This window comes from Brevibacillus invocatus (assembly GCF_003710915.1).
GTDB classification, from domain to species: Bacteria; Bacillota; Bacilli; order Brevibacillales; family Brevibacillaceae; genus Brevibacillus; species Brevibacillus invocatus.
Map to the genome: position 1 here is coordinate 61593 of NZ_RHHR01000037.1, position 23722 is coordinate 85314.

21 protein-coding genes and 1 other annotated feature are annotated in these 23722 nt (G+C 48.4%); of the genes, 10 read left to right on the forward strand and 11 right to left on the reverse strand.

All coding sequences use genetic code 11. The annotated features are described in order from the left end of the window. Positions 1 to 20: 20 nt before the first annotated feature. The 3 genes from coaE (at position 21) to EDM52_RS18885 (ending at position 2498) form a co-directional block, all read left to right on the forward strand. Entirely contained in the window at positions 21 to 629 is a 609-nt protein-coding gene (gene coaE / locus EDM52_RS18875) for a dephospho-CoA kinase (RefSeq protein ID WP_183185192.1), read from the forward strand. Continuing rightward, positions 626 to 1189 carry a lytic transglycosylase domain-containing protein gene (locus EDM52_RS18880; protein ID WP_122910506.1) on the forward strand — a complete coding sequence of 188 codons (564 nt, stop codon included), beginning with the start codon at positions 626 to 628 and terminating at the stop codon, positions 1187 to 1189. Before coaE ends, EDM52_RS18880 begins: the two co-directional genes overlap by 4 nt. A gap of 262 nt (positions 1190 to 1451) precedes the next feature. Next, complete coding sequence (locus tag EDM52_RS18885; protein ID WP_122910507.1) at positions 1452 to 2498, forward strand: glyceraldehyde-3-phosphate dehydrogenase; 1047 nt, start codon at positions 1452 to 1454, stop codon at positions 2496 to 2498. Between the two features lie 69 nt (positions 2499 to 2567). Here the strand turns inward: EDM52_RS18885 and EDM52_RS18890 are convergent, their stop codons facing one another. Beyond that, complete coding sequence (locus EDM52_RS18890) at positions 2568 to 3737, reverse strand: HD-GYP domain-containing protein (RefSeq protein WP_122910508.1); 1170 nt, start codon at positions 3735 to 3737, stop codon at positions 2568 to 2570. A 135-nt stretch (positions 3738 to 3872) separates the two neighbouring features. On the opposite strand from EDM52_RS18890, the gene nrdR reads away from it, so the two are divergent. The 3 genes from nrdR (at position 3873) to dnaI (ending at position 6896) form a co-directional block, all read left to right on the forward strand. After that, positions 3873 to 4358, forward strand: coding sequence for a transcriptional regulator NrdR (nrdR, locus tag EDM52_RS18895; protein ID WP_122910509.1), 486 nt, complete (start codon positions 3873 to 3875; stop codon positions 4356 to 4358). 144 nt (positions 4359 to 4502) lie between these two features. Beyond that, positions 4503 to 5951, forward strand: a complete 1449-nt coding sequence (locus EDM52_RS18900; protein WP_122910510.1) for a replication initiation and membrane attachment family protein — start codon at positions 4503 to 4505, stop codon at positions 5949 to 5951. A gap of 6 nt (positions 5952 to 5957) precedes the next feature. After that, entirely contained in the window at positions 5958 to 6896 is a 939-nt protein-coding gene (dnaI, locus tag EDM52_RS18905; protein WP_122910511.1) for a primosomal protein DnaI, read from the forward strand. Here the strand turns inward: dnaI and EDM52_RS18910 are convergent. After that, positions 6893 to 7507 carry a YdcF family protein gene (locus tag EDM52_RS18910; protein ID WP_245997130.1) on the reverse strand — a complete coding sequence of 205 codons (615 nt, stop codon included), beginning with the start codon at positions 7505 to 7507 and terminating at the stop codon, positions 6893 to 6895. The genes dnaI and EDM52_RS18910 overlap by 4 nt on opposite strands. A gap of 213 nt (positions 7508 to 7720) precedes the next feature. Between EDM52_RS18910 and EDM52_RS18915 the strand changes: the two genes are divergently transcribed. Further along, entirely contained in the window at positions 7721 to 10312 is a 2592-nt protein-coding gene (locus EDM52_RS18915) for an Ig-like domain-containing protein (protein ID WP_122910512.1), read from the forward strand. Positions 10313 to 10721: 409 nt separating this feature from the next. On the opposite strand, the gene EDM52_RS18920 is transcribed toward EDM52_RS18915, so the two are convergent. Both EDM52_RS18920 and EDM52_RS18925 read right to left on the reverse strand, forming a co-directional pair. Next, entirely contained in the window at positions 10722 to 10922 is a 201-nt protein-coding gene (locus EDM52_RS18920) for a cold-shock protein (protein WP_122910513.1), read from the reverse strand. A gap of 209 nt (positions 10923 to 11131) precedes the next feature. Beyond that, a complete protein-coding gene (locus tag EDM52_RS18925) occupies positions 11132 to 11653 on the reverse strand; it encodes a hypothetical protein (protein WP_415783081.1) in 522 nt (173 codons plus the stop codon). A 140-nt stretch (positions 11654 to 11793) separates the two neighbouring features. Here EDM52_RS18925 and EDM52_RS18930 point away from each other — a divergent pair, with 140 nt between their 5' ends. Next, positions 11794 to 12393 carry a TetR/AcrR family transcriptional regulator gene (locus EDM52_RS18930; protein ID WP_122910515.1) on the forward strand — a complete coding sequence of 200 codons (600 nt, stop codon included), beginning with the start codon at positions 11794 to 11796 and terminating at the stop codon, positions 12391 to 12393. Between the two features lie 86 nt (positions 12394 to 12479). Here EDM52_RS18930 and htpG read toward each other — a convergent pair whose 3' ends face one another. The 5 genes from htpG to EDM52_RS18955 form a co-directional block, all read right to left on the reverse strand. Next, complete coding sequence (htpG, locus tag EDM52_RS18935) at positions 12480 to 14357, reverse strand: molecular chaperone HtpG (RefSeq protein WP_122910516.1); 1878 nt, start codon at positions 14355 to 14357, stop codon at positions 12480 to 12482. A 97-nt stretch (positions 14358 to 14454) separates the two neighbouring features. Next, positions 14455 to 15621 (reverse strand): PstS family phosphate ABC transporter substrate-binding protein, encoded by a 1167-nt coding sequence (locus EDM52_RS18940; protein WP_122910517.1) that lies wholly within the window; start codon positions 15619 to 15621, stop codon positions 14455 to 14457. 134 nt (positions 15622 to 15755) lie between these two features. After that, positions 15756 to 15989, reverse strand: coding sequence for a YbaK/EbsC family protein (locus tag EDM52_RS18945; protein ID WP_122910518.1), 234 nt, complete (start codon positions 15987 to 15989; stop codon positions 15756 to 15758). A gap of 35 nt (positions 15990 to 16024) precedes the next feature. Continuing rightward, positions 16025 to 17578, reverse strand: a complete 1554-nt coding sequence (locus EDM52_RS18950) for a 2-isopropylmalate synthase (protein ID WP_122910519.1) — start codon at positions 17576 to 17578, stop codon at positions 16025 to 16027. A 139-nt stretch (positions 17579 to 17717) separates the two neighbouring features. Next, positions 17718 to 17950: a binding site (T-box leader), on the reverse strand. Positions 17951 to 18015: 65 nt separating this feature from the next. After that, positions 18016 to 19998, reverse strand: coding sequence for a methyl-accepting chemotaxis protein (locus EDM52_RS18955; RefSeq protein WP_122910520.1), 1983 nt, complete (start codon positions 19996 to 19998; stop codon positions 18016 to 18018). Positions 19999 to 20570: 572 nt separating this feature from the next. Between EDM52_RS18955 and EDM52_RS18960 the strand changes: the two genes are divergently transcribed. Continuing rightward, complete coding sequence (locus EDM52_RS18960) at positions 20571 to 21683, forward strand: hypothetical protein (RefSeq protein WP_122910521.1); 1113 nt, start codon at positions 20571 to 20573, stop codon at positions 21681 to 21683. A gap of 51 nt (positions 21684 to 21734) precedes the next feature. On the opposite strand, the gene EDM52_RS18965 is transcribed toward EDM52_RS18960, so the two are convergent. Next, positions 21735 to 22175 (reverse strand): DUF1801 domain-containing protein, encoded by a 441-nt coding sequence (locus EDM52_RS18965; protein ID WP_122910522.1) that lies wholly within the window; start codon positions 22173 to 22175, stop codon positions 21735 to 21737. Between the two features lie 7 nt (positions 22176 to 22182). After that, positions 22183 to 22596 carry a VOC family protein gene (locus EDM52_RS18970; RefSeq protein WP_122910523.1) on the reverse strand — a complete coding sequence of 138 codons (414 nt, stop codon included), beginning with the start codon at positions 22594 to 22596 and terminating at the stop codon, positions 22183 to 22185. A gap of 379 nt (positions 22597 to 22975) precedes the next feature. Between EDM52_RS18970 and EDM52_RS18975 the strand changes: the two genes are divergently transcribed. After that, positions 22976 to 23629, forward strand: a complete 654-nt coding sequence (locus EDM52_RS18975) for a cupin domain-containing protein (protein ID WP_122910524.1) — start codon at positions 22976 to 22978, stop codon at positions 23627 to 23629. Positions 23630 to 23722 lie beyond the last annotated feature (93 nt).

Genomic DNA, 23722 nt, shown 5'->3' on the forward strand with positions numbered 1-23722 from the left:
ACCTCTAGCAGGGGAGGAGGATGGACATGATACTTGGATTAACAGGCGGCATTGCTACAGGTAAAAGCACCGTCACAGGCATGCTTCGTGAGCGTGGAATACCTGTCATCGATGCGGATCAGATTGCCAGAGAGGTCGTGGAGCCGGGAAAACCTGCTTACGATGCGATTGTTGGACATTTTGGCCGCGATATCTTGCTGGAAGACGGGCAGATTGATCGGAAAAAGCTGGGTGAGATCGTTTTTTCTGACGAGTCCGAGCGGCAAAAGCTAAACGCCATCGTCCATCCAGAGGTACGCCGCGTGATGCGTGAAGAGGCGGAAACGGCTGAAAAGAACGGAGCAAGCATTGTTTTTATGGATATTCCATTGCTGTTTGAGAGCAAGCTGCAGTACATGGTGGAAAAAATAGTAGTGGTGTACGCCCCAGCCGCTATGCAGCTGGCACGGATGATGGAGCGGGACGAGCTGGAGGAAGAGCAGGCGCAAAAACGGCTGCGTGCCCAGTTTCCGATCGATCAAAAACGGGAAGAAGCGGATTTTCTGATTGATAATTCCCGTACAAGAGAGGAAACAGAGCGTCAGGTGGAAAACATGCTCGCCGAGATTCGTGGGGAGTTGGGATCATGAAGCCCGGCAGAAGAAGGGCCTTAATCTTGCTTATTCTGGTAGGGCTCTTCTTATTGCTTAATTCTTCCTTGGTATGGAAGTGGATGTACCCGATCAAGTATCGCTTGGAAATCATGGATGCGGCTCGCCAATACAGCGTGGATCCCCATCTCATCCTTGCCGTGATCCGGTCGGAGAGCAGCTTTCAATCTGACCGCGTCTCCAAAAAAGGGGCGGTTGGGTTGATGCAAATCATGCCGGATACGGCAAAATGGATCGTAGATCAAGGCGATTTCAAGCCTGCAAATGAAGATTACCTGTACGATCCGGTGATGAATATTCGGATTGGAACCTGGTACCTTCAGTTTTTACATGCTCGCTATGAAGGAGACGCAGCCAAGATCATCGCGGCTTACAATGCTGGGCCTGGTAAAGTAAACGGCTGGCTGAGCGATGGACAGTGGAACGGAAGCAGAGATCATCTGGAGGACATCCCGTATCCGGAGACGCGCATGTACGTCCAGCGCGTGCTTTATTACCAAGACCGCTATGAGCGGGTCTATGACGATGAATTACATTAAAAAGTCGCTATCTCGATAAAAAGAGGGGGCGACTTTTCGCTTTTTTGCCCTCCACGAAAGTACCACGGGTTTCCAATAGGTGCATTCTTTTTTTCCAGCCTATTAGGAGAATAGAACGAAAATAGGAAAACACAATAAGGTAATCAGCAGGGGTAAATCGTCCAAATATTTATTTTTCAGTAAAACACATTGATAATTGTGTCATACTTATTATAATAAAGGTAACAGATCAGCGTAACTTAATTGAGGAAGGGGTTTCTCTATGACAATCAAAATTGGTATTAATGGTTTCGGCCGAATTGGACGCATGGTATTTCGCCGCGCAGTTCAGGACCCCAACATCGAAATCGTCGCAATCAACGCTAGTTATCCAGCCGAGACACTTGCTCACCTGTTGAAATACGACACCATTCACGGACGTCTTCCAAATAAAGTAGAAGTAAAAGACCAAACGATCTTTGTAGACGGCAAGCCGACAAAGGTATTGTCTGATCGCGACCCACTGAAGCTGCCTTGGGGAGAGCTCGGGGTGGAAATCGTCGTGGAAGCGACTGGGAAATTTACGAACCGTGAAGGCGCAGGCAAGCATTTGCAAAGCGGTGCCAAAAAAGTAGTCATTACCGCTCCGGCGAAAGAAGAGGACGCAACCATCGTAATGGGTGTAAATGACACCATCTACGATCATGCGAACCATCATATTGTATCCAACGCTTCGTGCACCACGAATTGCTTGGCGCCTGTTGCGAAAGTTTTGAACGATGCATTCGGGATTGAGCAAGGCCTGATGACGACGATCCACTCGATTACCAACGACCAAGTCAATATCGACAATCCGCACAAGGACTTGCGCCGCGCACGTGCCGCTGGTGAATCGATTATTCCGACAACGACCGGAGCTGCACGTGCAGTAGGCATCGTATTGCCTGAGCTGAACGGCAAGCTGAACGGCTTTGCATTGCGTGTCCCTACACCAAACGTCTCCGTAGTCGATCTGGTGATCAACACGAAGAAGCCTGTAACTGTAGAAGAAGTAAACCGTGTGCTGCGTGAAGCGAGTGAAGGCAGCATGAAGGGCTACCTGGAATTCTGCGATGAACCACTCGTTTCCAGTGACTTTAACGGCAACGAAAATTCCTCGATCGTAGACGGGCTGTCTACGATGGTTATGGGGACCAACCAGGTAAAAGTAATCGCTTGGTACGATAACGAGTGGGGCTACTCCTGCCGTGTCGTAGATCTCGTGCGTCTCGTAGCCGAGCAAAACAATGCTGGCAAAGTGAAAGAAGCAGCAGCTGCAGGTGTGAATTAAATTATGCAAAAGAAGCACCTCCCGAATCATTCGTGGAGGTGCTTCTTTTTGAACGAAAGCTCGCGAGAATCATGTCCCGTCTGTTTTCGTTTCGGGGTCGTCCTGTTCTGCTTGTTCTGGTGGCGGTTTCAAGGAGCTAATTTGAAACAACTGCTCATCCTCGAAGCCGACGATAAATAGCCTGATCATTCCTTTGAGGTTCAGATCGTAAGGGGAGTGGACATCATTGCCGCGCCCATCCTTGAGAATGCGAATGGTGGGGCGGTGGCTGTAATCTGGATCTACCTTGCTGACGACCCCGACTTCGCCTGTATTGAGGACTACACTGCTTCCGATCGGAAAGATGGCGATATGCCGGATGAACGCCTGGATGAGGTGATGCTCGAATAAATGACCGCCAGAGCCGAGCAGGTATTCCATCGCATCCTGGGGCATGTGTCGCGCTCGCCATGGGCGAGGAGAGGTAAGAGAATCAAATACGTCACACATCCCGACGATCTGAGCGTATTCGTGTACTTGCTTTCCTTTTAACCCTTGGGGATAGCCACTGCCGTTGATCCGCTCGTGATGCTGAAGACAGACGTGAGCAGACAGGAGCGGGATATCGTGCTGCTTTCGCAAGAGATTGAATCCAATCATGGTATGCTGCTTGGCGATTTCTTTCTGCTCCTCGGTCCATTGCTCCTGTGTTTGCAGAAGCTCCTCTGGAAGACTGACTTTTCCGATATCGTGCAGCATCGCTCCAATCCCTAGCTCTCGCAGCTGGATTTGGTTGTAGCCGAGTGACATACCGACAGCGGTGGCCAGTACAGCTACATTGATAGAATGGTGGTATAGGGAAGGGGAATGAGAAGAAATAGACGTCAAGTGACCCAGCATGTGCTTGTTTTGAATCAGATCTTCCAATATCGCACTGAAAGCACGCTGGAAGTGCAAGCCCATCTCTTTTAAAGAAATTTTGCGTGCGAGTTTATTCGAGTTGGTAATCTGTTTGACGGTTTTTTCGATCGCTTCCACTGCAACCTGTCTCGTCTGTGGTCGAATGACATCCTCGACGACAATGTCCTCTGTACGAGGATCATCGATATAGACCGCATCTACTTTGGAGCGTATCAATCCTTGGATCAGTCTATCCGTTAGGTTCATTCCCTTCCCCAAAAGCACCTTGCCATCCTGGGTAAAAACGGTACGGGCCAGTGTCATGCCTGGCCGGACTTGTCTCAAAGATACTAGCCGCATCTAAATCCCTCCAACAGACCATATTGTACTCCATTCGAATCACGCTTTAAATAGGTACAAGGATTGACTTGACTTCTAATAGGAACATGAGGGACACTGTTTACAAGTATTGTCCGTATTGGAGTTGATTCCGCGATGCGTTGTCCATTCTGTGAGTACAACGGGACTAGAGTCCTAGATTCTCGTCCGTTTAACAATAATAAATCGATTCGTCGCCGGCGTGAATGTGAAGAATGTGAACGTCGTTTTACGACATTTGAAATGGTGGAAGAATCTCCTCTCATTATCGTCAAAAAAGACGGTACCCGTGAGGAGTTCAGTCGAGATAAGGTTCTGCGCGGACTGGTACGCGCCTGTGAAAAGCGTCCTGTCCCATTGGAAGTGCTGGAAAACGTGGTCAGCGATATCGAAAAGGAGCTGCGTAACTGCGGACAGCCCGAAGTGCCCAGCAATGATGTCGGGGAAAAAGTAATGGAGCGTTTGTACCATGTAGATGAAGTCGCGTATGTCCGTTTTGCATCGGTCTACCGTCAGTTTAAAGATATCTCTGTCTTTATGAAAGAGCTGGAGGAGCTTTTGGCACAAGCCAGAAACAGTCATACACCATTCAATAAAGAATAGAGATCGGACAATCGAACATGGATCGCAAGGTGCTCTCGCCTAGAATAGCCGGGGGCTTTTTGGCTTTCCATCTGTTTTCGCCACTAAGCCAGGGTGGCCATGCTATAATAGAAAAACGAGATACGTAAGGAAGGAAAGAGTCACATGCGCCGACTAGTATGGAACGAATTGACACCTAAGGACAGGTTTCTGGTGCGAATGATCCGTCCACTCAGCATTGCCGAAACAGGCTTTGTCACTCAGCTCTATATGCCGATCATCGGTGTCGAATCATTCGCCCTCTACCAACTGCTTGTTCATGAGGTTCAGCAAGTGAGCGGTGCAGCAGCTGAGAGCTCGCACCGAACCTTGATGCTGGCCACCTCGCTGTCGTTGGATCGGCTGTTGGCAGCACGTGAGCGGCTGGAGGCGATCGGTCTTCTGGAAGTGCGACGCCGGGAAAACACGCAGCGTGACTATTTTTACGAATACGTCCTAAAACCGCCTCTCACACCTGGAGAGTTTTTTGCTGATTACGTACTGTCGTTGATGCTCTTGAACAAGATCGAAAATATCCGTTTTCAACAGCTGAGACAGCAATATGCAGACCCACTCGCCAGCCAGCTCATGCAGGAGTACAGCACGGTGGAAAATGTGACCAAGGATTTTCATGAAGTGTTCCAATCCTTGAAACCGTCTGAGCTTGAGGTGGAAAAGGGTTCGGAGCGGGAGCAGTTTTTATCCGAGATGGAGACAGCCTATCCACTGGCTGAGATGAAATCAGGCTTTGAAGCAGAAGTGAATCACCCGCTCAGCGTCTCCTCCCTGCGCCTCTATCTACCGGACAATGCGGATGCGGAAAAGGTATTGGGTGGAAGCAGCATGGAGCTTTTGTATCAGCTGTGCCATTTTTATCAGCTGGATAGCTGGGGATTGGGCCAGGAGCTGCGCGACTGGACGCTCTACAAGCAGGACCGTAGCCTGGATGCTGATGTCCTCCGCAAACGCCTGGTGCAGCGCTATACCGATGACAAGCTGTACCGCAATGTCCCTGCCGACCTGCGCGAAGAGGAGGACTGGGGACCGGGTAATTTGCCACCAGCAGGCAGTGAAGCATTCGTCCGAGCCTGTCGGTTGCTCTCCCCATTGACGCTGCTGGAGCGTGTGGTTGGAGGCCGTGTGAGCAAGGTCTTTCTGGAGCGTGCAGAGTCTCTGGTCTTCGCAGATGGCATGCAGCCAGAAGTAGTCAATGCCCTGTTGTTCCATACACTTGCAAGCATGCAAATGGAGCTGCCCAAAGCGTATATGGAGACGATACGTGACAGCTGGAAAGCCAAGCGGATTGCAACCGTGGACGAGGCAGTGAAGCAGATCGTGGAGCGTGCCGAACAGCGCGTACAGGTCGTGGATAAGACGAAGCGGCCGAAGAAAGAGTCAGCCCCGGCGCGTCGAAATGGACGAGCCGTTTTGGAAGATAAACTGCCAGCCTCTGTGGAATGGCAAATGTCGCAGGAAAATCAGGCAAGTGAAGCGAAAAAGGGTCAATCGATTCAGGATTATCCGGAATTGCAGAAGCGTCTGGCAATGCTGCGCAATAGACAGAAGGGAGAGTGACGATAGATGGAGTCGATCGGCCAGTTTATGCAAGAGCTTGCAAAACGAACTCCCCGTCAGCTGCTGACTCCGGAGCAGCAGCTGGACAAGATGCTGGGTTCGTCATCCTATTTAAAAGCCTTTTCGCAAAAGCATCCCGAGCTCACGAGGGATGACTACCTGCGCTCACTCTCCAGTGTCTACACTGCCGTCAAGGAACAGTACTGGTGCGAGCGTTGCCCTGGTCTGACGGAATGCCCCAATCTCGTAAAAGGGCATCGGACACAGCTGGAGTTGGTGAACGAGACGATTGTCAGTGCAATCGCGCCATGCAACAAGCAGCTTTCCCATGATGAGGAATTGAAACGGCGTCGTCTGATGCGCAGCTACTACGTTTCTGAGGAGACAATGAAGGCCACCTTTGAAGGGCTGGTCATCGACGAGGGGAACTTTGCTGCTGTGGACGCTGCTGTTCTGTTTTGTGAAAAAGTAGGGACAGGAGAACGGGTCAAGGGTTTATACATGCACGGACCTTTTGGAGTGGGCAAGAGCTACATCATGGGAGCGATTGGCCGCGAGCTGTCGGAGCGCAACGTCGCGTCGATGCTCGTCTACGTACCGGACTTTATCCGTGAAATGAAGGACTCCATCTCCGATCAGTCCTATGTCGGCAAGCTGGAGCTTTTGAAGGAAGTACCTGTACTGATTCTGGATGACATCGGTGCAGAAAACCTGACGCCCTGGGTGCGAGACGAGATTCTGGGTGTTATTCTGAACCAGCGTGCAAACAACCATCTGCCCACCCTGTTCACCTCCAACTATTCGCTGGAGGAGCTGGAGGAGCATCTGTCCATCTCCAATGGCAACCGCATCGAGCGGACCAAGGCGGCACGAATCATGGAGCGGATTCGTCATTTTGTCGAGGTGTATGAGATCTTGCGAAAAAATCATCGGGTGGACAGCTAATTCCAGATTCGGGTCACTTGCCAGTGTGCGAGAGCAAGGATCTCTCGCACCTTATGGTAGGGCGAGTAGAGGACATGAGACTGAACGCCGACAGCGGCAGCAGGCAGCTCCAGGTCATCGGCCATCGTCTTTGCTCGCGCTATGTGATAGTCGTGGCTAATCACCAGAGCGCTTTTCAATTTCACAGATTCCACCGATTCCATAACCTGCTGGCTGTACAGCAGGTTTTCGTATGTGCTCGTCGCCTTTTCCTCTAATAGAATGGCATCTGCAGGTACGCCTTGTTCCAGCAAATACTGTTGCATGGCGAAAGCCTCGGTTACTTTTTTACCTTCTCCCAATCCTCCCGTAACCAGTAGATACTCAACATACCCTTCGTTATAGAGCCAGAGAGCGTAATCCAGTCGCTCACGTAGACCGGGACTGGGACGTTCTCCCCAGACCGCTGCACCAAGCACGATACCGACATCAGCATGACGCGGAGCTGCTTCCTGTATGGTTTTTTCAATCAGGTACCAGTTGTATCCAGCCCAAGTAGCACCCAAAATCAGGATACCCAGAAGGGGAACTAGAATTTTTTTGCGCCATGCTTTCATTCGTTTGAAGAACACGGGAAGACTCTCCTTTTCCTGTCAACTCAAGGTGCCTTCTCTTTCAGCGTGCACCTATCTACATAGTTTAGACGAGCAATCCTTCCGTGTAGTTACGCATTTCGACATATCGGTGACATTAAGAACTAGTAAATTATTTCCCTGAAAAGCCGATAACGTAATGGAGGAATCGGTTTTAGAAGAGTAGATTATACACATGCGGGGAGGCTAGCAATGTTCTGGAAAAAGACGATGCTCCTGTTTCTGGCCGTCTTGCTGCTAGGCGGATTTGGAACAAATCAGGTCGGACTGGCGGCTGACGAGGTCAGCAAATTGGTACTGACGACAAATAAAGTGACATTGGAGACTGGGGATACCCATCAATTGACTGCAAATGCTGTCTATCAGTCCGGTAAGGTGGTAGACGTGACTTTACATACCACTTGGACGAGTGCAGATTCCACGATTGCAGCTGTTTATGCAGGGAAAATTTCAGGGAACGGCGTCGGGAATTCGACCATTACAGCCTCCTATCTGAGCTTTTCTGCGGTAGTAGATGTGAATGTAACAAAGAAGGTGAAAGCCTTGACCTCGCAGACCCAATCCGTCAATTCGCGGATTGGACAGGAGGACCAAGTACAGCTGACTGCCGTCTATAGCGACAGTACAGAGGAAGACGTAACAGCCAAAGCTGACTGGACCGTTGACAAAGGGGCGATCGCCACCGTACTCAATGGCAAGGTCAAAGGCTTAAGCTCAGGAACAGCGAACGTGACTGCGAAATACGGAAGCCAGACGTTCAGCTTCCCGATCAGTGTCGAAATCGCGCATCGCCTGGAGTCTAGCAAAAGCAAGGTATCGCTGTTGCTGAATGAAGAAGAACAAGTGAGCTTGAAGGCGATTTTCCCAGATGGCTCGGAAAATCCAAACGTAGAGGACAGAGCCGAGTGGTCGACGAGCAACGCTGAAGTAGCTGACGTCATCAAAGGGAAAATCAAGGCGTACGACGCAGGGACAGCGGTGATCACCGCTTCTTACGGAACCAAGACAGCGACGATCCAAGTCGATGTCGATATGGCGCAAAAACTCGAATTGAACAAGCAGGATCTGTTTTTGAAAGTGGGAGCAACAGCAGATGTTGTCCTGACTGCTACTTACGCAAATGGAGACAGCCTGGACGTGAAAGACAAGGCGGCATGGACCTCCAGCAAAGAAAGCGTCGCCTATTACAGCAATGGTCAGATTCATGCCGTATCTTCCGGGGAAGCTGTCATTACAGCATCCTATGGAAACAAGACCGTTCAAATGAAAGTGGATGTTGAAGTTCCGCGTTCGTTGGACATCGTACCCGCATTCCTGGTTATGAAAAGCGGCTCGAAAGAAGATGTCATCGTAAAAGCTTCCTTCGCAAATGGAACGAAGGAAGAGATTACAGACAAAGTAGAATGGTCTTCGGACAATGAAGAAGCGGTTTTTGCCAAGGATGGCACCATCTCAGCCTATAAACCGGGAACTGCAAATGTGAAGGCGACCTATGGCGGCAAGACAGCTACGCTGGTGGTCGATGTAGACGTGCCGCAAAACCTGGTAGCCAATGTGACCAATCTCGCCATGCAAATCGGTGAAGCGAAGCAAATCACGGTGAAAGCAAGCTTCCCGAACAATAGCGGTGAAAGCGAAGATGTTACGAATAAACTGACCTGGACATCGACTTCACCAGCCGTAGCAACCGTACGCCAAGGCTTGGTGACAGGGGTAGGAACAGGGGCAACGACGATTACAGCCACACTGGGAACGCGCACTCTGACGATTCCTGTATCGGTAGGCGTGATGCAGACCCTGACTGTAGACAAGAAAAAGCTCGTGTTGGCCAAGGATGATAGTGAAACAGTGAGGGTGACTGCCAGCTACGGAGATGGCACGACAAAGGATGTAACCGAGCAAGCCGCTTGGAGCAGTTCTTCTGCTGCTGTCGCTGAAGTGCATCAAGGTAAAATTACGGCAGTAGGAACCGGGGTTACGACCATCAGTGCAACCTTTGACGGCAAAACCGTGACGGTTACAGTCGAGGTAGGACAAGCGCAATCTTTGGCTATCGATCCGCGACTCCTCATCCTGACTGTCGGTGAATCGGCTGATCTCGCCCTGACGGCGACAGACTCTGCAGGCGATTCCAGGAAAGTAAGTGCTGATGCCGAGTGGAGTTCCTCCAACGTCAAAATCGCCGATGTGGCGCAGGGACGTGTGACTGGACTCACCAGTGGCCGCGTGACCATTACCGCCAAATACGGCGGAAAGTCGATCAGCATTCCAGTAGAAGTAGGCATCGTAACCAAGCTGGAGGCAGACAAGCGCTTTGTCACGCTGAAATCGAAAAATACAGCTCAAGTATCCTTGATCGCTACTCTCTCAGACGGGCGCACGATGGACGTGACTTCTGCTGCGGAGTGGAGAACAAGCAATTACAAAGCGGCAGACGTCTCCAAAGGCTTGATTTCGGGTATCGCGTTTGGCAAATCGACTGTGACAGCGCGATACAGCGGCAAGACAGTGTCTATTCCGGTCGATGTTGATACGCTCAAGTACCTGAAAACCGATGTCGTACAGATCGTCATGAGCAAAGGGGAGGTCAAGCAAGTGACAGCTACAGCTACTTACATGGATGGCTCAGAGCAGAACGTGACCAAGCCGGCTCTCTGGACTACCAATCGTCTGCTGGTAGCCGATGTAAAGGACGGCGTGATCAAGGCGACTGGATCGGGTAAAGCGACGATTTACGTGCAATATGGCGGTAAAAAGACACCGATTGTGGTGACCGTGAGATAGATGAATGAAAAAGGGACTTCCATTTTGGTGGAAGTCCCTTTGGTCTTTTAAGGTTCTACGACGTGGACGGAAAATGGAGGATTCTACTTCGATTACACCACAATCGATATGCCATCTACAAATACATGTTCCAGCGTGACAGCACCCGATGAACGTATCGTGGGGTCCCTTTTATATGTGAATTCCGTAATGTGAAGTCGAAGGCGCTAATAGTTACATCGTTGAAGTCATCGACTTTCTAGAAGATAAATATCGATAGGAAATCCATGCGTATTATGTTATACTGAGTCTACCATTTACTGTTCCGTACCATTTCCCTACTCATATTACGAGTAGGGTTTTTCAGTTGGCTTGTTCGGACAACAAAAAAACAGACTCCTAAAAAGAGTCTGTTTTTTGTTTGTTGTCATTAAGCTTTTTGAACGTTAGAAGCTTGTGGGCCACGTTGACCTTGTTCTACGTCAAAAGTAACTTTTTGACCTTCATCAAGTGTTTTGAAACCGTCAGTTTGAATAGCTGAGAAATGAACGAATACGTCTTCTCCGCCTTCGCGCTCGATAAATCCAAAACCTTTTTCTGCGTTAAACCATTTTACTGTACCTTGTTCCATTGTTATTGCCTCCAAGTGTGATAGCCACACATATATTACTATCCTTGCTCTCAGGATGATCAAGACGAAAGATTTATCCTACGCTATCCTTTACTTCGAACAAAAATAATTCTTTATTATCATAACAGGAAATTGAATGGATAGCAAATTTTCAATTAGAATGGCAAACGAAATAGTTTCGGCAATTCCCACCTGATCTTTCACCTCGCTCAAGCTTTTTCCTTTTTGGGCCAAATAAAATGAGAAATCGCGATCAGCAGATCAATCCCTAGAATCAGTGTCCAGAGCTTGAGTACCCCGGATAGCGCTTCAGTACGGGAAGGATCGCCGACGAAATAGATCAGCCCGGCCAAAAAACCAGCTCCGATCAAAAAGGAAATGACATGAAGTCCCCAGCTTTTCAGATAATGGACAGCGTAGTCCATGCCGTAGCGCTTGAGAGGCTTGTGTCCTTGCTTTGCGACGTAATATTGGAAGCGTTCATCTGCCCACGAAATCATGCTTTTACCGAAGGCAATCGAGACCCCGATGTATACAGCAGCAAGAGCGTGAGCTAGAGTAGCGGTAGCACCGCGATATAAATCCACGCTCGTGGTTACAAGCAAGATCAGGTCAATGACGGGTGTGAGCGCTAGCAGGAGCATACCAAGCTTAGGCTTTTTGAATACATAGCGTACCAAGAGGCCAAGTAAAATCACGATCCAGAAAGCAACCTCACTGGCGACGATCATCCAGGCGACAAAAGACAAGATTTCCTCACATCCTTTTGCGTACAGTTTACTTTTGCAGGTGAATTGTAACATTCATTTCTAAATAATACAAATGTACTATTAAAATTGTTCTTTTCTTTTTCCTCTGCTACAATACAGGCATGCCAAAAATAGTGGATCATGAAGAACGAAGAAAACAGATTGCAGAAGCTACGTGGAGGGTTATTTTCAATCAGGGTATGAAAGGGGCGACGGTGAGAAATATTGCCCAGGAAGCCGGGTTGTCATTAGGGGCGTTGCGCCATTACTTTTCCACACAGGATGAATTGCTGAGCTTTGCAATGAGATTGGTAAAGGAACGGGCGACCCAGCGCATTCAAGACATCGCTATGCGAGAGATGAGCCCGAAAGAGAAGATGGTACAGATTTTGCTTGAGCTAGTCCCTGTGGATGAGCAGAGGATGGCTGAAATGGAGGTCTGGTTTGCCTTTACCTTTCATCAAAAGTACGAGACGATTTCCCAAAACGAGATGCATCAAGGCTTTTTCCCTGAACTGGAAAGGTCTCTCGAGTATTTAGCTCATCATGGCTTGCTTCGGGAAGGGTTGGATCTGGAGCTGGAAGCGGAGAAATTATATGCTATTATCGACGGGATTGCCCTGCATGCACTACTGGAATCGCAACGATTGAGGCCCGAACGCATCATACGGGTGCTTACCTCTCATATCCAATCGATATGCAAAGAAGATGAAACAAACTAGCTGCAAAGAGGAAACCGCCGGGATTGGATGCCGGCGGTTGCGAGTCTTTATCCGAAAGATGCGGCATTTCTGCCGCATCCTTTTTCTTAGACCATGATTTTGCAGATGTCATTCGTAAATTCGACCGGGTCCTGGAGCGGCAGTCCTTCGATCAGGAGCGCCTGGCTGTACAGCAGGGACGTATACAAGGCCAGCTTTTCCTTGTCGTTGGCATATGCCTCCTTCAAGGATTGGAACACATCGTGATGGATATTGATCTCCAGCACTTTGTCCGCTTTTACCTGCGGATTGTTCGGCATGGCATTCAGAATCTTTTCCATCTCCAGCGTGATTTCTCCATCGGTAGACAGGCAGACCGGATGGGATTTCAGACGTTTGGAGGCGCGTACCTTGGTTACTTTTCCGGCCAATTGGTTCGTCATATAGTCGAACAGCTCGGTGTTTTCCTGGTTTTCGCTGTCCGTGTTCTCTTTTTCATCGGATTCTATGCCCAGATCTCCGCTGGAAACGGAACGGAATTCCTTCTCTTTGTAGGTCTGGAGCATCTTGATCGCAAACTCGTCGATATCCTCGGTGAAATACAGGATTTCATAGCCTTTGTCGGACACCAGCTCGGTTTGAGGAAGCTTTTCGATTCGTTCAACAGACTCTCCCGAAGCGTAGTAGATATATTTTTGATCTTCCGGCATCCGGGATACGTACTCGTCCAAGGTAACCAGCTTTTTCTCCTTGGAGGACGTGAACATGACGAGATCCTGCAGTGTATCCTTGTGCATGCCAAAATCGCTGTACATGCCGAATTTCAATTGTCTGCCAAAGGATTGGTAGAATTGCTCGTACTTCTCGCGCTCGTTTTTGAGCATGCTTTGCAGCTGACTCTTGATTTTGCTGGCGATGTTTTTGGCGATCAGCTTCAATTGACGGTCATGCTGAAGCATTTCACGGGAAATGTTCAACGACAAGCTCTCTGAATCTACCATCCCTTTGACAAAGCTGAAGTAGTCGGGGAGCAGGTCGGCGCATTTGTTCATGATGAGTACGCCATTGGCATACAGCTCCAGACCCTTTTCGTATTCCTTGGAGTAATAGTCGAAAGGAATGCTCTCCGGGATAAAGAGAATCGCCTGATAGACGACAGCGCCGTCTGCACTGATGTGAAGGTGCTTGAGCGGTTTGTCAAAGCCGTAGCGCTTCTCGTTGTAGAACTGCACGTAATCTTCCTCGGTCAGCTCGTTTTTGTTTTTGCGCCAGATCGGGACCATGCTGTTGATGCGCTGTTCTTCCTGATAAGACTCGTACTCGCTTTCGCTGCCTTCTTTCAAGCGTTGGCTGGTAATGTCCATCTTGATTGGGTAGCGGATAAAATCCGAGTATTTCTTGATGATCGCTCTCAGACGGTATTCGTCCAAAAATTCGTCGTAGTTTTCGTCTTCCGTATTTTCCTTGATTTGCAGGATGATGTCTGTACCTGGCGTTTCTTTCTCACAAGGCACGATCGTGTAGCCGTCTGCTCCGGTCGATTCCCACTTGTAGGCCTGGTCGTGGCTGACTGATTTGCTGATCACAGTGACCACATCCGCTACCATGAAGGCGGAGTAGAAGCCGACACCGAACTGTCCGATAATGGTGTGGCCATCTTTAGTTTCGTTTTCGTTTTTGAAGGCGAGAGAGCCGCTTTTTGCAATGATGCCCAGATGGCTTTCCAGCTCCTCCTGCGTCATCCCGATCCCGGTATCGCGTATCGTCAATGTCCGGTTTTCTTTGTTCGGGATGATTTTAATCGAATAGCTGTCCTTGTCAAAATGCAGACTGTCGTCGGTCAAAGCCTTGTAGTAGATTTTGTCGATCGCATCGCTAGCGTTGGAGATCAGCTCGCGCAAGAAAATTTCCTTTTGCGTGTAAATGGAGTTGATCATCATTTCCAGGAGTCGCTTGGACTCAGCCTGAAACTGCTTTTTTTCCATTGGAATAGCCCCTTTCCCCAAAAAGTAGATCAAGTTTTAGCACTCTCGGTCTTTGAGTGCTACCCACTATTTTTTATAGCAGTCCCCATTTTTAAAGTCAATAGCCTGTGAGCGGAGTATAACCTGTCTTTTCGACCAAGGCTTGCCCTTGCTCTGACAGAATCCAGTCAATCAGCTTGGGGACGTTCGGATTTTGGCTGCCCGCTGTGATCACGTAAAACTCTGAGGACAACGGATAGGATTGATCGGTGATGGTAGCCTTGGACGGCAGGACGCCATTTACTTCGAGCAGGCGGATGTTTCCATTCTGAACCATTTCCGTTGCGAAAAAGCGGAACGAATATCCGATCGCATTGGGGTAATTCTTGTAATCCGAAGTCTTTTCAATAATGCCGCCCATGCCGCTGACCCGATTTTCATTCGGTGGCTCCATGATCGGGATGTTGCCCATGAACTTCTCCAAAGCAGTCTGGCTGCCGCTATTCTCTGGTCTTTGAAAGGCGCGAATCGGTTCATTTTTGCCGCCTACCTCCTGCCAGTTGGTGATGGCACCGGAATAGATGCCTTGAATTTGTTCAGTAGTCAGCCCTTTTACAGGATTGTCAGCATGGACGAAAAAGACGAATGCCTCACGCCCGATCGGCGTCAGCTTCATTTCTATGCCTTTTTCCTTCGCAATTGCCAGCTGCTGCGTGGAAGGGCCGGCGACAAAGATCATATCCGCAGTGCCATCCAGCAGATACTCATACGCCTCTGGAGTCGTGCTGGCGCGAACCTGGTGATCGTGCAAATCGTATTCCTTTTTGGGATAGACGGCTTGCACAAAGGCAGAGTAGAGCGGATACAAGGCAGTCGCCCCATCTAGGCGGGGCAAATTCGAATCCAGCTTCAGAGTCGCGGGCTGTCCTAGTGATTGTGCCTTGGTATTTTCCTGATAAGGCTGGTAGGCACGCAAATCAAAATCCTGCTCGCTCACTGTCGGGATGCTATTGTGATACGCTTGATTGATTTCATATCCGGTGACAGTCAAGGCACATACAACCAGTAATCCGACAAGCGAACGATTGGCGATGCGGAGTTTGGTCGGAACAAAGAAGAGCATGAACATGTAGATCAAGCATACAACCGTCACCACGATCACCAATGGCGCATAAAAAATTTGTCCGCCATTTAAGAGGGTAATGATCAAAATGGCGAAACCGATAAACGCGATGCAGAATGCAGCTGCCAAATAACCGAGGATTTTTCCGATCCATTCACCCATCGGTGGCTCCTCCTTTCATCTCTATGAACATTCATTATAATAGATTGGAATAATTTAGGGGAAGGGGAGCGAACAAAAAGCCAACCAGCTTGAGCTGGTCGGCTTCCTATTTCCGTATGATGAATGGGAGTGATCTATTGGATGGAGATGATTTGCCCTTGTGTCATGTTGACGAGCTCATCCGGCTTTAACTCAAATACAGCTTTGGGATGACCTGCCTTCAGCAGCTTTTCGGAGACGCGTGCGGTCGCATCAGCGGCTTCCTGAGCCGTCCTCGTGCTATCCGGCAGTTCAACCACCTGATTGGCGTACCCCATTTCCTGCAACCGGCGTTGTACGCGTTGAGCGCTTTCTTTTAAAGGCATCATACTGGCTTACCCTTTCGTTTGTACGACTTTGCACACTAGCCTTGTACGGGAGTGGGACATTCCTGTGCGGCATCCAGAACAGCGCCATTGATTCCGTTCAGGAAGGCAAGAGCGCTTGCCTTGATAATGTCAGTGTCCATTGCGCGTCCAGAGTAGACGTTGCCATTGTGCTCGATACGGATATTGACGCGCCCGATGGCTTCTTTTCCGCGCGACAGGCTGCTGATTTTGTAATCCTTCAGCTGCACATCGTGCCCGATCAGGTTTTTGATGACACTGTACAGGGCGTCGATCGGACCGTCGCCAACGGCACTGCCAGTCAAAATCTCTGTGCCTTTTTTCAGGCTGACGGTAGCAGTAGGAGTCTGATCGTTGGTGATGACCTGGAAGGACTCCAGCTCGTACAGATGATTGTTGCTTACATCGAGTGTGCGGTGATTGGTCACCAGATAAAATACGTCGTGATCGTAGACTTCTTTTTTGCTGTCAGCCAAGGTCAGGAATTTATCAAATAGCACTTCGAATTCAGCGGCATCGCTCGTGTCAAAGCCAAGCTTTTCAACAGCGTTCTTGAAGGCGTGACGACCGGAGCGGGCAGTCAGGATCAGCTCCATGCTTTCGGCGCCGACTTCCTCAGGGGACATGATCTCATATACTTGTTTATCCTTCAGCAGTCCATCCTGGTGAATGCCGGAGGAGTGGGCAAACGCATTGTCTCCTGTAATCGCTTTGTTGACTTGCACATCCAGTCCGGTCAGATAGGTGAGCAGGCGGGAGGTTCTGAGCAGCTCGGTCGATTTGATGTTGGTATGGCAATGGAAGCTGTTTTCTCTCACCTTGAGCGCCATGATGACTTCTTCCAGAGAAGTATTTCCGGCGCGTTCGCCCAGACCGTTAATGGTGACCTCCACTTTGTCCGCCCCATTTTTGATGGCGGAAAGTGTATTGGCCGTTGCTAGTCCGAGGTCGTTGTGACAATGCACGCTGAGGATGACATCCGGATTCAGGTTTTTCATTCGCTCGTTCAGCTTGCGGATCATTTCGCCGAATTCGTCTGGAACCGCATAGCCGACCGTATCCGGAACGTTGATCATGGTTGCTCCGGCTTTGATGACAGCCTCAATCGTTTTCCACAGGTATTCAAATTCGGACCGAGAAGCATCCTCCGTGGAGTACTGCACGTTGGGGAGCAGCGTCTTGGCATACTTGACTGCTTCCACGCCCATCTCCATCACAGCATCCTTGGAGCGGCTGAACTTTTTCTCCACATGGATATCGGAGGTGCCAAGCACGATGTGAATCAACGGATTTTGTGCCAGCTTGATGCTTTCGTATACCGCATCGATATCGCCTTTGACCGCACGAGCCAATGCCGTAATCGAGACGGTGTCGCCAACGCTTCTGGCGATCTCTTGCACCGCTTGGAAATCTCCTGCGGAGGATGCGGGGAATCCTGCTTCGATAATGTCAACTTGAAGACGCTTCAGCTGCTGGGCAAATTCGACTTTTTGCTGCACATTCAATTTGGCGCCCGGAACTTGCTCACCATCACGCAGGGTAGTGTCCAACACAATAATTTTACGGCTCATTTTCATTTCCTCCTCAAAATTGAATGAATGAAATGCAACTAAACGGTCATGACCATTTCGTTGCAGACCGCAAGCGGTCTTATACGGTTTAATGAAAAACGTCAAGACGTTTTTCACATAAAAAAACCCCGTCTCTACGTATAGAGACGAGGTTGAACTCGCGGTACCACTCTAATTCATTTCAACAGCTTGAAATGATCTTCTTCGATGGCCATCACCATCTATCCCTATAACGGTGGAATTCCGGCTAACCCTACTTATCAGGCAGCTGTTCATAGACGAGTTCAAAGTGACCAACGCTGCCGTTTCGCACCACCCAACGGCTCTCTGAAAGGTTCCTTCACTTTTACTATTTCTAATCACGACATTTACATATCAAATTTTTAGTTATTATATGGGATGCAAGATCATGTGTCAATACCAAGCCAGGAAATTTTCTACAGCTTAAAGGAGTTGACGGATTCTTGCAGATCTTCCGCCATTCTGGCTAGCGTCATGGAGGTTGCTGAGATTTCCTCCATCGAGGCATTTTGTTCTTCAGAGGCTGCCGCTACCTCCTGAGTCGTTCCGGCAAAGTCCTGTGAGATGCTCTGTACGGATTCGATCGAGGTAACCATCTGATCTGAGCCAGCCTGTAATTCCTTGATAGCAGCAGTGACCTTTTGAATCTGGCTGTAGACGTCACTGACCGATCTCGAAATCGCGCTAAAGGAATCCCCGGCTTGCTCTGTCAGCTGGGTGCCAGCTTGTACGGCTGCTAGGCCTTCCGTCATTTCAGTCATCGAGATCCGAATATCTTGCTGAATTTGTTGAATGATGCTGCTAATCTGCTCGGCAGCATGACCGGATTGCTCGGCTAGCTTTCTGACTTCATCGGCCACGACTGCAAATCCACGCCCGTGTTCCCCAGCACGTGCCGCCTCAATCGCGGCATTCAGTGCTAGCAGATTGGTCTGGTTGGCAATCCCTGTGATCACGGAAATGATTTCTTCAATTTCCGTTGATTTGTTGCCCAGTTCGTTGACCGTTTGTGCAATCCGATTCGTGGTTTCTTCGATATGCTTCATCTGCTCCATCGATTGGACGACGACCTGATTTCCGTTCGCAGAGGTCTCGACTGCTTCGTCAGAAAGGGTAGTCACATTTTGACTCAGCAAAGAGATTTGTGAGATCTCGCTGGACATTTTTCTCACGACTTTTTGGGAAACGTCAGTATTCGTTACCTGCTGATCTGCACCAGCAGCGATTTGCTGGGCGGAAGATGAGATTTGTTCCGTGGCACGGCTCGCCTCCTCCGCACTAGCTGTCAATTCTTCGGCGGATGCGGCCACCTGCTCGGATGTCTGAGCTACCTTGCCGATCAATTCTCGCAGCTGATCTGTCATGTCCTGCACATGGCGCCCGAGCTGAGCGATTTCATCGTTGCCTTTTACGGTGACACTGTTGGTCAGATCGCCATTGGCAATCTGTTTTACCTGCTCAATGACCTTCGTGATCGGTTTGGATATCGTACCGCTGATGATGATTGCCAGGATAATGACAAGGACTGCGGCGACGGTCATGACGAGGATCATGTTGGTTTGCATGGCATTGGCGCTGGCAAGTACGATGTCGAGCGGTATGTTGTAGATCAGGCTGTACCCTGTCTCCGTGATAGGAGCATAGGAGATTAGGTACTCCATACCGGAATTGCCATTGATCTGCGTTCCGACTGTATTTTTGGCATCTTTCACTATAGTAGAGTACGCTTCTCCTAATTGCGCTTCGTCAATGGTTTTGCCCATCAGCTCCGGCAAAGTGGAATATTGCAGGCGATCGACTTCATCGACGAGCAATATAAAAAGATTTTGATTTTCATTTTCCATGAATGTGCGGATGAACGATTCGAAGTTAATGCTTGCCGCCAAAACGCCGACTACTTTTCCGTCCGTTGAGTGGATAGGGGACGTGATATTCAGAATACGATTCCCAGTTCCCTTCGAGGTCAAGATTTCTGAAAAAGAGGATTCCCCCTTCATCCCTTTTTGAAAGTATTGCCGATCCTTCAAGTTCAATCCGACCATCGTATTGGTGGAATCGGCAAGGATGAGGCCATCTTCACCAATGACGGCAACCGATTCATACACATTGGATTGGTCTTGGATCACTTTTAAGTAGGGCGTGATCGACATAGCTTGGAGAGATTGAACGGTTGGTGTCTTCGCAGCCAATTCGACTTCAGACTTGCGATAATTCAACCACTGGTCCATTGCTTGTGTTTTTGTTTCGACGATGCTTTGAAAGGAATCTTTTTGCTTTTGAATTAGCTCGTTTGAAGTCTGATTGTAGTTAATAGTGGATAAAGCGAGTAGTGGCAGGAGAGCAATTAGCATAAACCATATGACTAATTTTGCTCGAATGCTTTTTATTGCTTTTCTCATGTGTAAGCCTCCAAAAAATGTGCTAAACGATTTCTCTATTGACTAGTGAATAGTGACATTTCAATTGATTTTAGAACAACTTCAACGATCTCCCTTCTATTCGGAAACTTATCTATGACTCAGGAATGGTAGGCAGACTGCATTTTTTGAGTGTAAATTCCAGTATCCCTGAATAGATTTTTAGTGTAATTAAAATACAAAAACAACCGTATTTGATTGGATCATCCAAAAATCTATACCTGATTCTTAGGTGAGTGGTTTGGTCGTTCAGGAGATTTGTGGCCCCATCTTCAGTCGGTTGTTATAGAAAAATTTTAAAATTGGAAAATACATGGACATACTGAATTCGACAGTACAAGTAAATGAACTCGTTCCATTTTTGGATTCGTTATTGATATACCCCGGATACATTTTGTTAAAACCATTGACACCTATATTCATATCGGATTTTCAAAGATTGATTATGATAGGGGATATACGGACAAAGGTGGCAAACAGCGCGGGGCCATGAAACCTTTTCCTGAAATTGGAGTCTAATAAGGAGATAAATTTGCACATATGTGGGAGGATCTATGTTAAAGCGGCTTTTATTTACAACTGTCATACTGAGCGTGCTGATTGGTATGTTCCATCCAAAGCTGTATGCCCAAACGAATACGCAGCAGCCGACGAAGATTTATCGCACGAGCACATCCCATTTTCAAAAAGAACTAGTTGCCGAGCTTCCACCATTCCATTTTGCCAGGATGTCGCCAAGTACTTCTTTTCTTTATCTGGAACGAATTGGGGCGACGAAAAAAGACCCGACTACTTCCTATCTGTATGAGATGAAAACAAAAAAACTGGTCAAACTGAACGGATTGGGCAAATGGTATCCCAAAAGCGACAAGCTGGTATTGTTGGAAGGAGGGAATTTGGTCCGTTTTGATCCTGTCTCGGGAAAGAAAGATACCTTGGTAACAGGTTCGAAAGATGGTCCCATCCTCGACTTCGCTGTTTCGCCTGACGAGAATTACATGGCCTTTTTTACAAACAGTCATATCGATAACCGCAGTGAACAATTGCTGTACCTGCAGCATCTTCCAACCTTGAAAATGAAGGTAAATGATCGATTCCAGTCCGAGTATCAAAAAAATCGTTTTTCGCCAAGCTTCCAGTGGATGCCGAACTCTAAAAAGCTCTTTTACAAAGCGGGTGAGACGGTTAAGGAGCTGGATATGCCCACCGGATTGAAATATGTCCACAAGCTCATGAAGATGCCATCTTATTCTGCTGACTTGAAATATGGCTTAGAAACCAATCAATCTGGTAATGTTCTGAAAAAGCTGGACGATGGTAAAACGTTGCTTGTGGGACAATACAGCGGCAGTATTTCGCAGGGCTTGCTTGACGATGAGGTTTGGGCACCATTCGGCCATTCATTTGTTGCAAATGAGTTTCTTTACACTTCCAACGCGCAAGACTCGTATGTTCGATTCCGCTATCAGGATGGGGAAAAGGGACAATATTTCCCAAAGGACAGCTATGGAGAGCCATCCCTGTTTTTGCATGACAACATCAGATTCATCGGATGGTCGCAGGATGCAAAATGGATGTATACAGCAGATCTTAACTCCATTCACTGCTTTTCCTACGAGGACAGATGCACGCCTGAATCGAACAACCTTCTGGTTATAGAGCCGTGAATAGATAAAAGTCTTGATCAATACAGATCAAGGCTTTTTTGCATGCATTTCCTAGGAACGCGCAGCGTCGATCCATTGATTAACCAGCACGGTAAGCGGTTCCTTCTTTGCCTGGACATCGTCCATATCCGTAAACCTGATGGTTGCCCGATCGTTCGCCGCCCAGGTCATCAGGCCAGTAGCGTCCTCTATCAGTGGTCCATGTTCGATAGTATCCTTGACTTTGGCTCCGCGGTGAAAGACGAGTGTAAAATACCCTTTGCCATGCAGGTTAAACGTGATCCGATCTTCATGGTCGCAGCAAAAGCTCGGAGCTTTCCATTTGATATGTTCACTTAGCTGTTCATTTGCTTGCAAAATAATCGATCGAACCTCGGCAATTTCCGCTTTCAGGGGGTGCTCAAGGGTGTTCATAAATTCCGCAACCTGTTCGGGACCAGACAGTTTTTTGGATTTTTTTTCAGCGGATTCTGCTTTTTTGGATGCAGCCATCTTCTCATTACCCCTTTGGCATTAAAGTCGGGTCCATATGCAAGACGTTCCATCGATGACCATCCAGATCAGCAAAGCCTGCTCCGTACATCCAGCCATTAGCTTGCGGTTTGCTGTAGATGGTGCCTCCAGCAGCTTCAACCTTACGGATCAGCTCATCCACTTCTTCTTTGCTGTCCGCATCGATGGAGAGCAAGACCTCGGTGGCTTGCTTCGTATCCGTTACTTCGTTTCTCGTAAAGCTTTTGAAGGCAGGCTCAGGGAAAAGCATCACCACGATATTCTTCTCACCAATCAACAAACTAGCACCTTCATCATGATTGGGATATTTCGGATTAAACGGAAAACCGATATCCGCAAAAAACGCTTTTGATTTGCCGAGGTCTTTTACAGGCAGATTGATCCAAAGTTCCTTTGTCAATGTAGATTCTCTCCTTTAGCAGATTGGTCCATGTTGGGTTAAACATAGCATACATGATACAGCGAGATTTCTTTTGGATTGCTCTAAGCACGGCGATCGTGCGAGCCGGTTTTTGTCAGCGTACTGATCAGGAGCACTCAAGGAAGGAAAACCAGTCCTGACAAACCGGGAAGCATTCAATTGGAAGAAGGAAATTTGCCGAGTTTTGGCTGAACAAGAAAAAAAGGGAGTAGCCTTTGAACAAAGGGTTGCTCCTTTTTTCAGGAATCATCCATGGATCGAGGCCGTTTGATACAAAATAGGCGAACCTCCATAGAGAAAAAACATATGGTACCTAGTAGGCTGTTCGCCTATTTACTAACGAGGGGCGGGGATCGTAATGGCAGTATCTTATATGGACTTTACTTCACCAAACGTACAGTTTACTTATGATTTGAGAAACAACCCTTTTTTTATAAAAGATGATCAAAACTATATTAACTCACTCTCCGTGTATCAGCTGAACACATTGGGGAATGTCTCCATGCTGGATATTTACCTCAGTACAAGTAACGTAGTCGAGCCGCATATCCATCAAAATGCTTCCGAACTCATCTATTGCATTACAGGCGAAGTGCTTGTCGCTTTGATCAATCCGTTTACGAAAGAACTGCTCCAATTTCAAATCCAGCCGGGACAGGTAGCGAACGTGCCTCAGGGATGGTGGCATTATGAAATTGCTCTCGTCGACAATACACATCTCATCGCCATTTTTGACGCGCCAGTGCCGGAATTGATTACGGGCTCCGACATCCTGCGCCTGACTCCGGCAAACGTATGGGCCCATACGTACTGCCTCGACGAATCGAAGGTAAGGGATACTTTTGCACCGATTACGGAAACGGTGATCATCGGTCCTCCCAACAGCTGCCAGTATCGTCCGGTGCAGGGAAATGCGGGGAATGATCAGGCTACGATGAATCAGGCCACCTACAACCAGGTGTACCACAATCAGGCCAACTATCCTCATACACATAACCAAGCGTATTTTTGACAATCCGACCGGATAAAACCCCTTTTCGTTGCAAGGACGAGGAGGGGTTTTTGGTATGCGCTATTTATTTTCTTTGACAATGGCCAGTCTGTT

Coding starts and splice junctions, on each gene's coding strand:
- coaE (WP_183185192.1), top strand. CDS start 21: ATGGACATGATACTTGGATTAACAGGCGGCATTGCTACAGGTAAAAGC.
- EDM52_RS18880 (WP_122910506.1), top strand. CDS start 626: ATGAAGCCCGGCAGAAGAAGGGCCTTAATCTTGCTTATTCTGGTAGGG.
- EDM52_RS18885 (WP_122910507.1), top strand. CDS start 1,452: ATGACAATCAAAATTGGTATTAATGGTTTCGGCCGAATTGGACGCATG.
- EDM52_RS18890 (WP_122910508.1), bottom strand. CDS start 3,737: ATGCGGCTAGTATCTTTGAGACAAGTCCGGCCAGGCATGACACTGGCC.
- nrdR (WP_122910509.1), top strand. CDS start 3,873: ATGCGTTGTCCATTCTGTGAGTACAACGGGACTAGAGTCCTAGATTCT.
- EDM52_RS18900 (WP_122910510.1), top strand. CDS start 4,503: ATGCGCCGACTAGTATGGAACGAATTGACACCTAAGGACAGGTTTCTG.
- dnaI (WP_122910511.1), top strand. CDS start 5,958: ATGGAGTCGATCGGCCAGTTTATGCAAGAGCTTGCAAAACGAACTCCC.
- EDM52_RS18915 (WP_122910512.1), top strand. CDS start 7,721: ATGTTCTGGAAAAAGACGATGCTCCTGTTTCTGGCCGTCTTGCTGCTA.
- EDM52_RS18920 (WP_122910513.1), bottom strand. CDS start 10,922: ATGGAACAAGGTACAGTAAAATGGTTTAACGCAGAAAAAGGTTTTGGA.
- EDM52_RS18925 (WP_415783081.1), bottom strand. CDS start 11,653: ATGATCGTCGCCAGTGAGGTTGCTTTCTGGATCGTGATTTTACTTGGC.
- EDM52_RS18930 (WP_122910515.1), top strand. CDS start 11,794: ATGCCAAAAATAGTGGATCATGAAGAACGAAGAAAACAGATTGCAGAA.
- htpG (WP_122910516.1), bottom strand. CDS start 14,357: ATGGAAAAAAAGCAGTTTCAGGCTGAGTCCAAGCGACTCCTGGAAATG.
- EDM52_RS18940 (WP_122910517.1), bottom strand. CDS start 15,621: ATGGGTGAATGGATCGGAAAAATCCTCGGTTATTTGGCAGCTGCATTC.
- EDM52_RS18945 (WP_122910518.1), bottom strand. CDS start 15,989: ATGATGCCTTTAAAAGAAAGCGCTCAACGCGTACAACGCCGGTTGCAG.
- EDM52_RS18950 (WP_122910519.1), bottom strand. CDS start 17,578: ATGAGCCGTAAAATTATTGTGTTGGACACTACCCTGCGTGATGGTGAG.
- EDM52_RS18955 (WP_122910520.1), bottom strand. CDS start 19,998: ATGAGAAAAGCAATAAAAAGCATTCGAGCAAAATTAGTCATATGGTTT.
- EDM52_RS18960 (WP_122910521.1), top strand. CDS start 20,571: ATGTTAAAGCGGCTTTTATTTACAACTGTCATACTGAGCGTGCTGATT.
- EDM52_RS18965 (WP_122910522.1), bottom strand. CDS start 22,175: ATGGCTGCATCCAAAAAAGCAGAATCCGCTGAAAAAAAATCCAAAAAA.
- EDM52_RS18975 (WP_122910524.1), top strand. CDS start 22,976: ATGGCAGTATCTTATATGGACTTTACTTCACCAAACGTACAGTTTACT.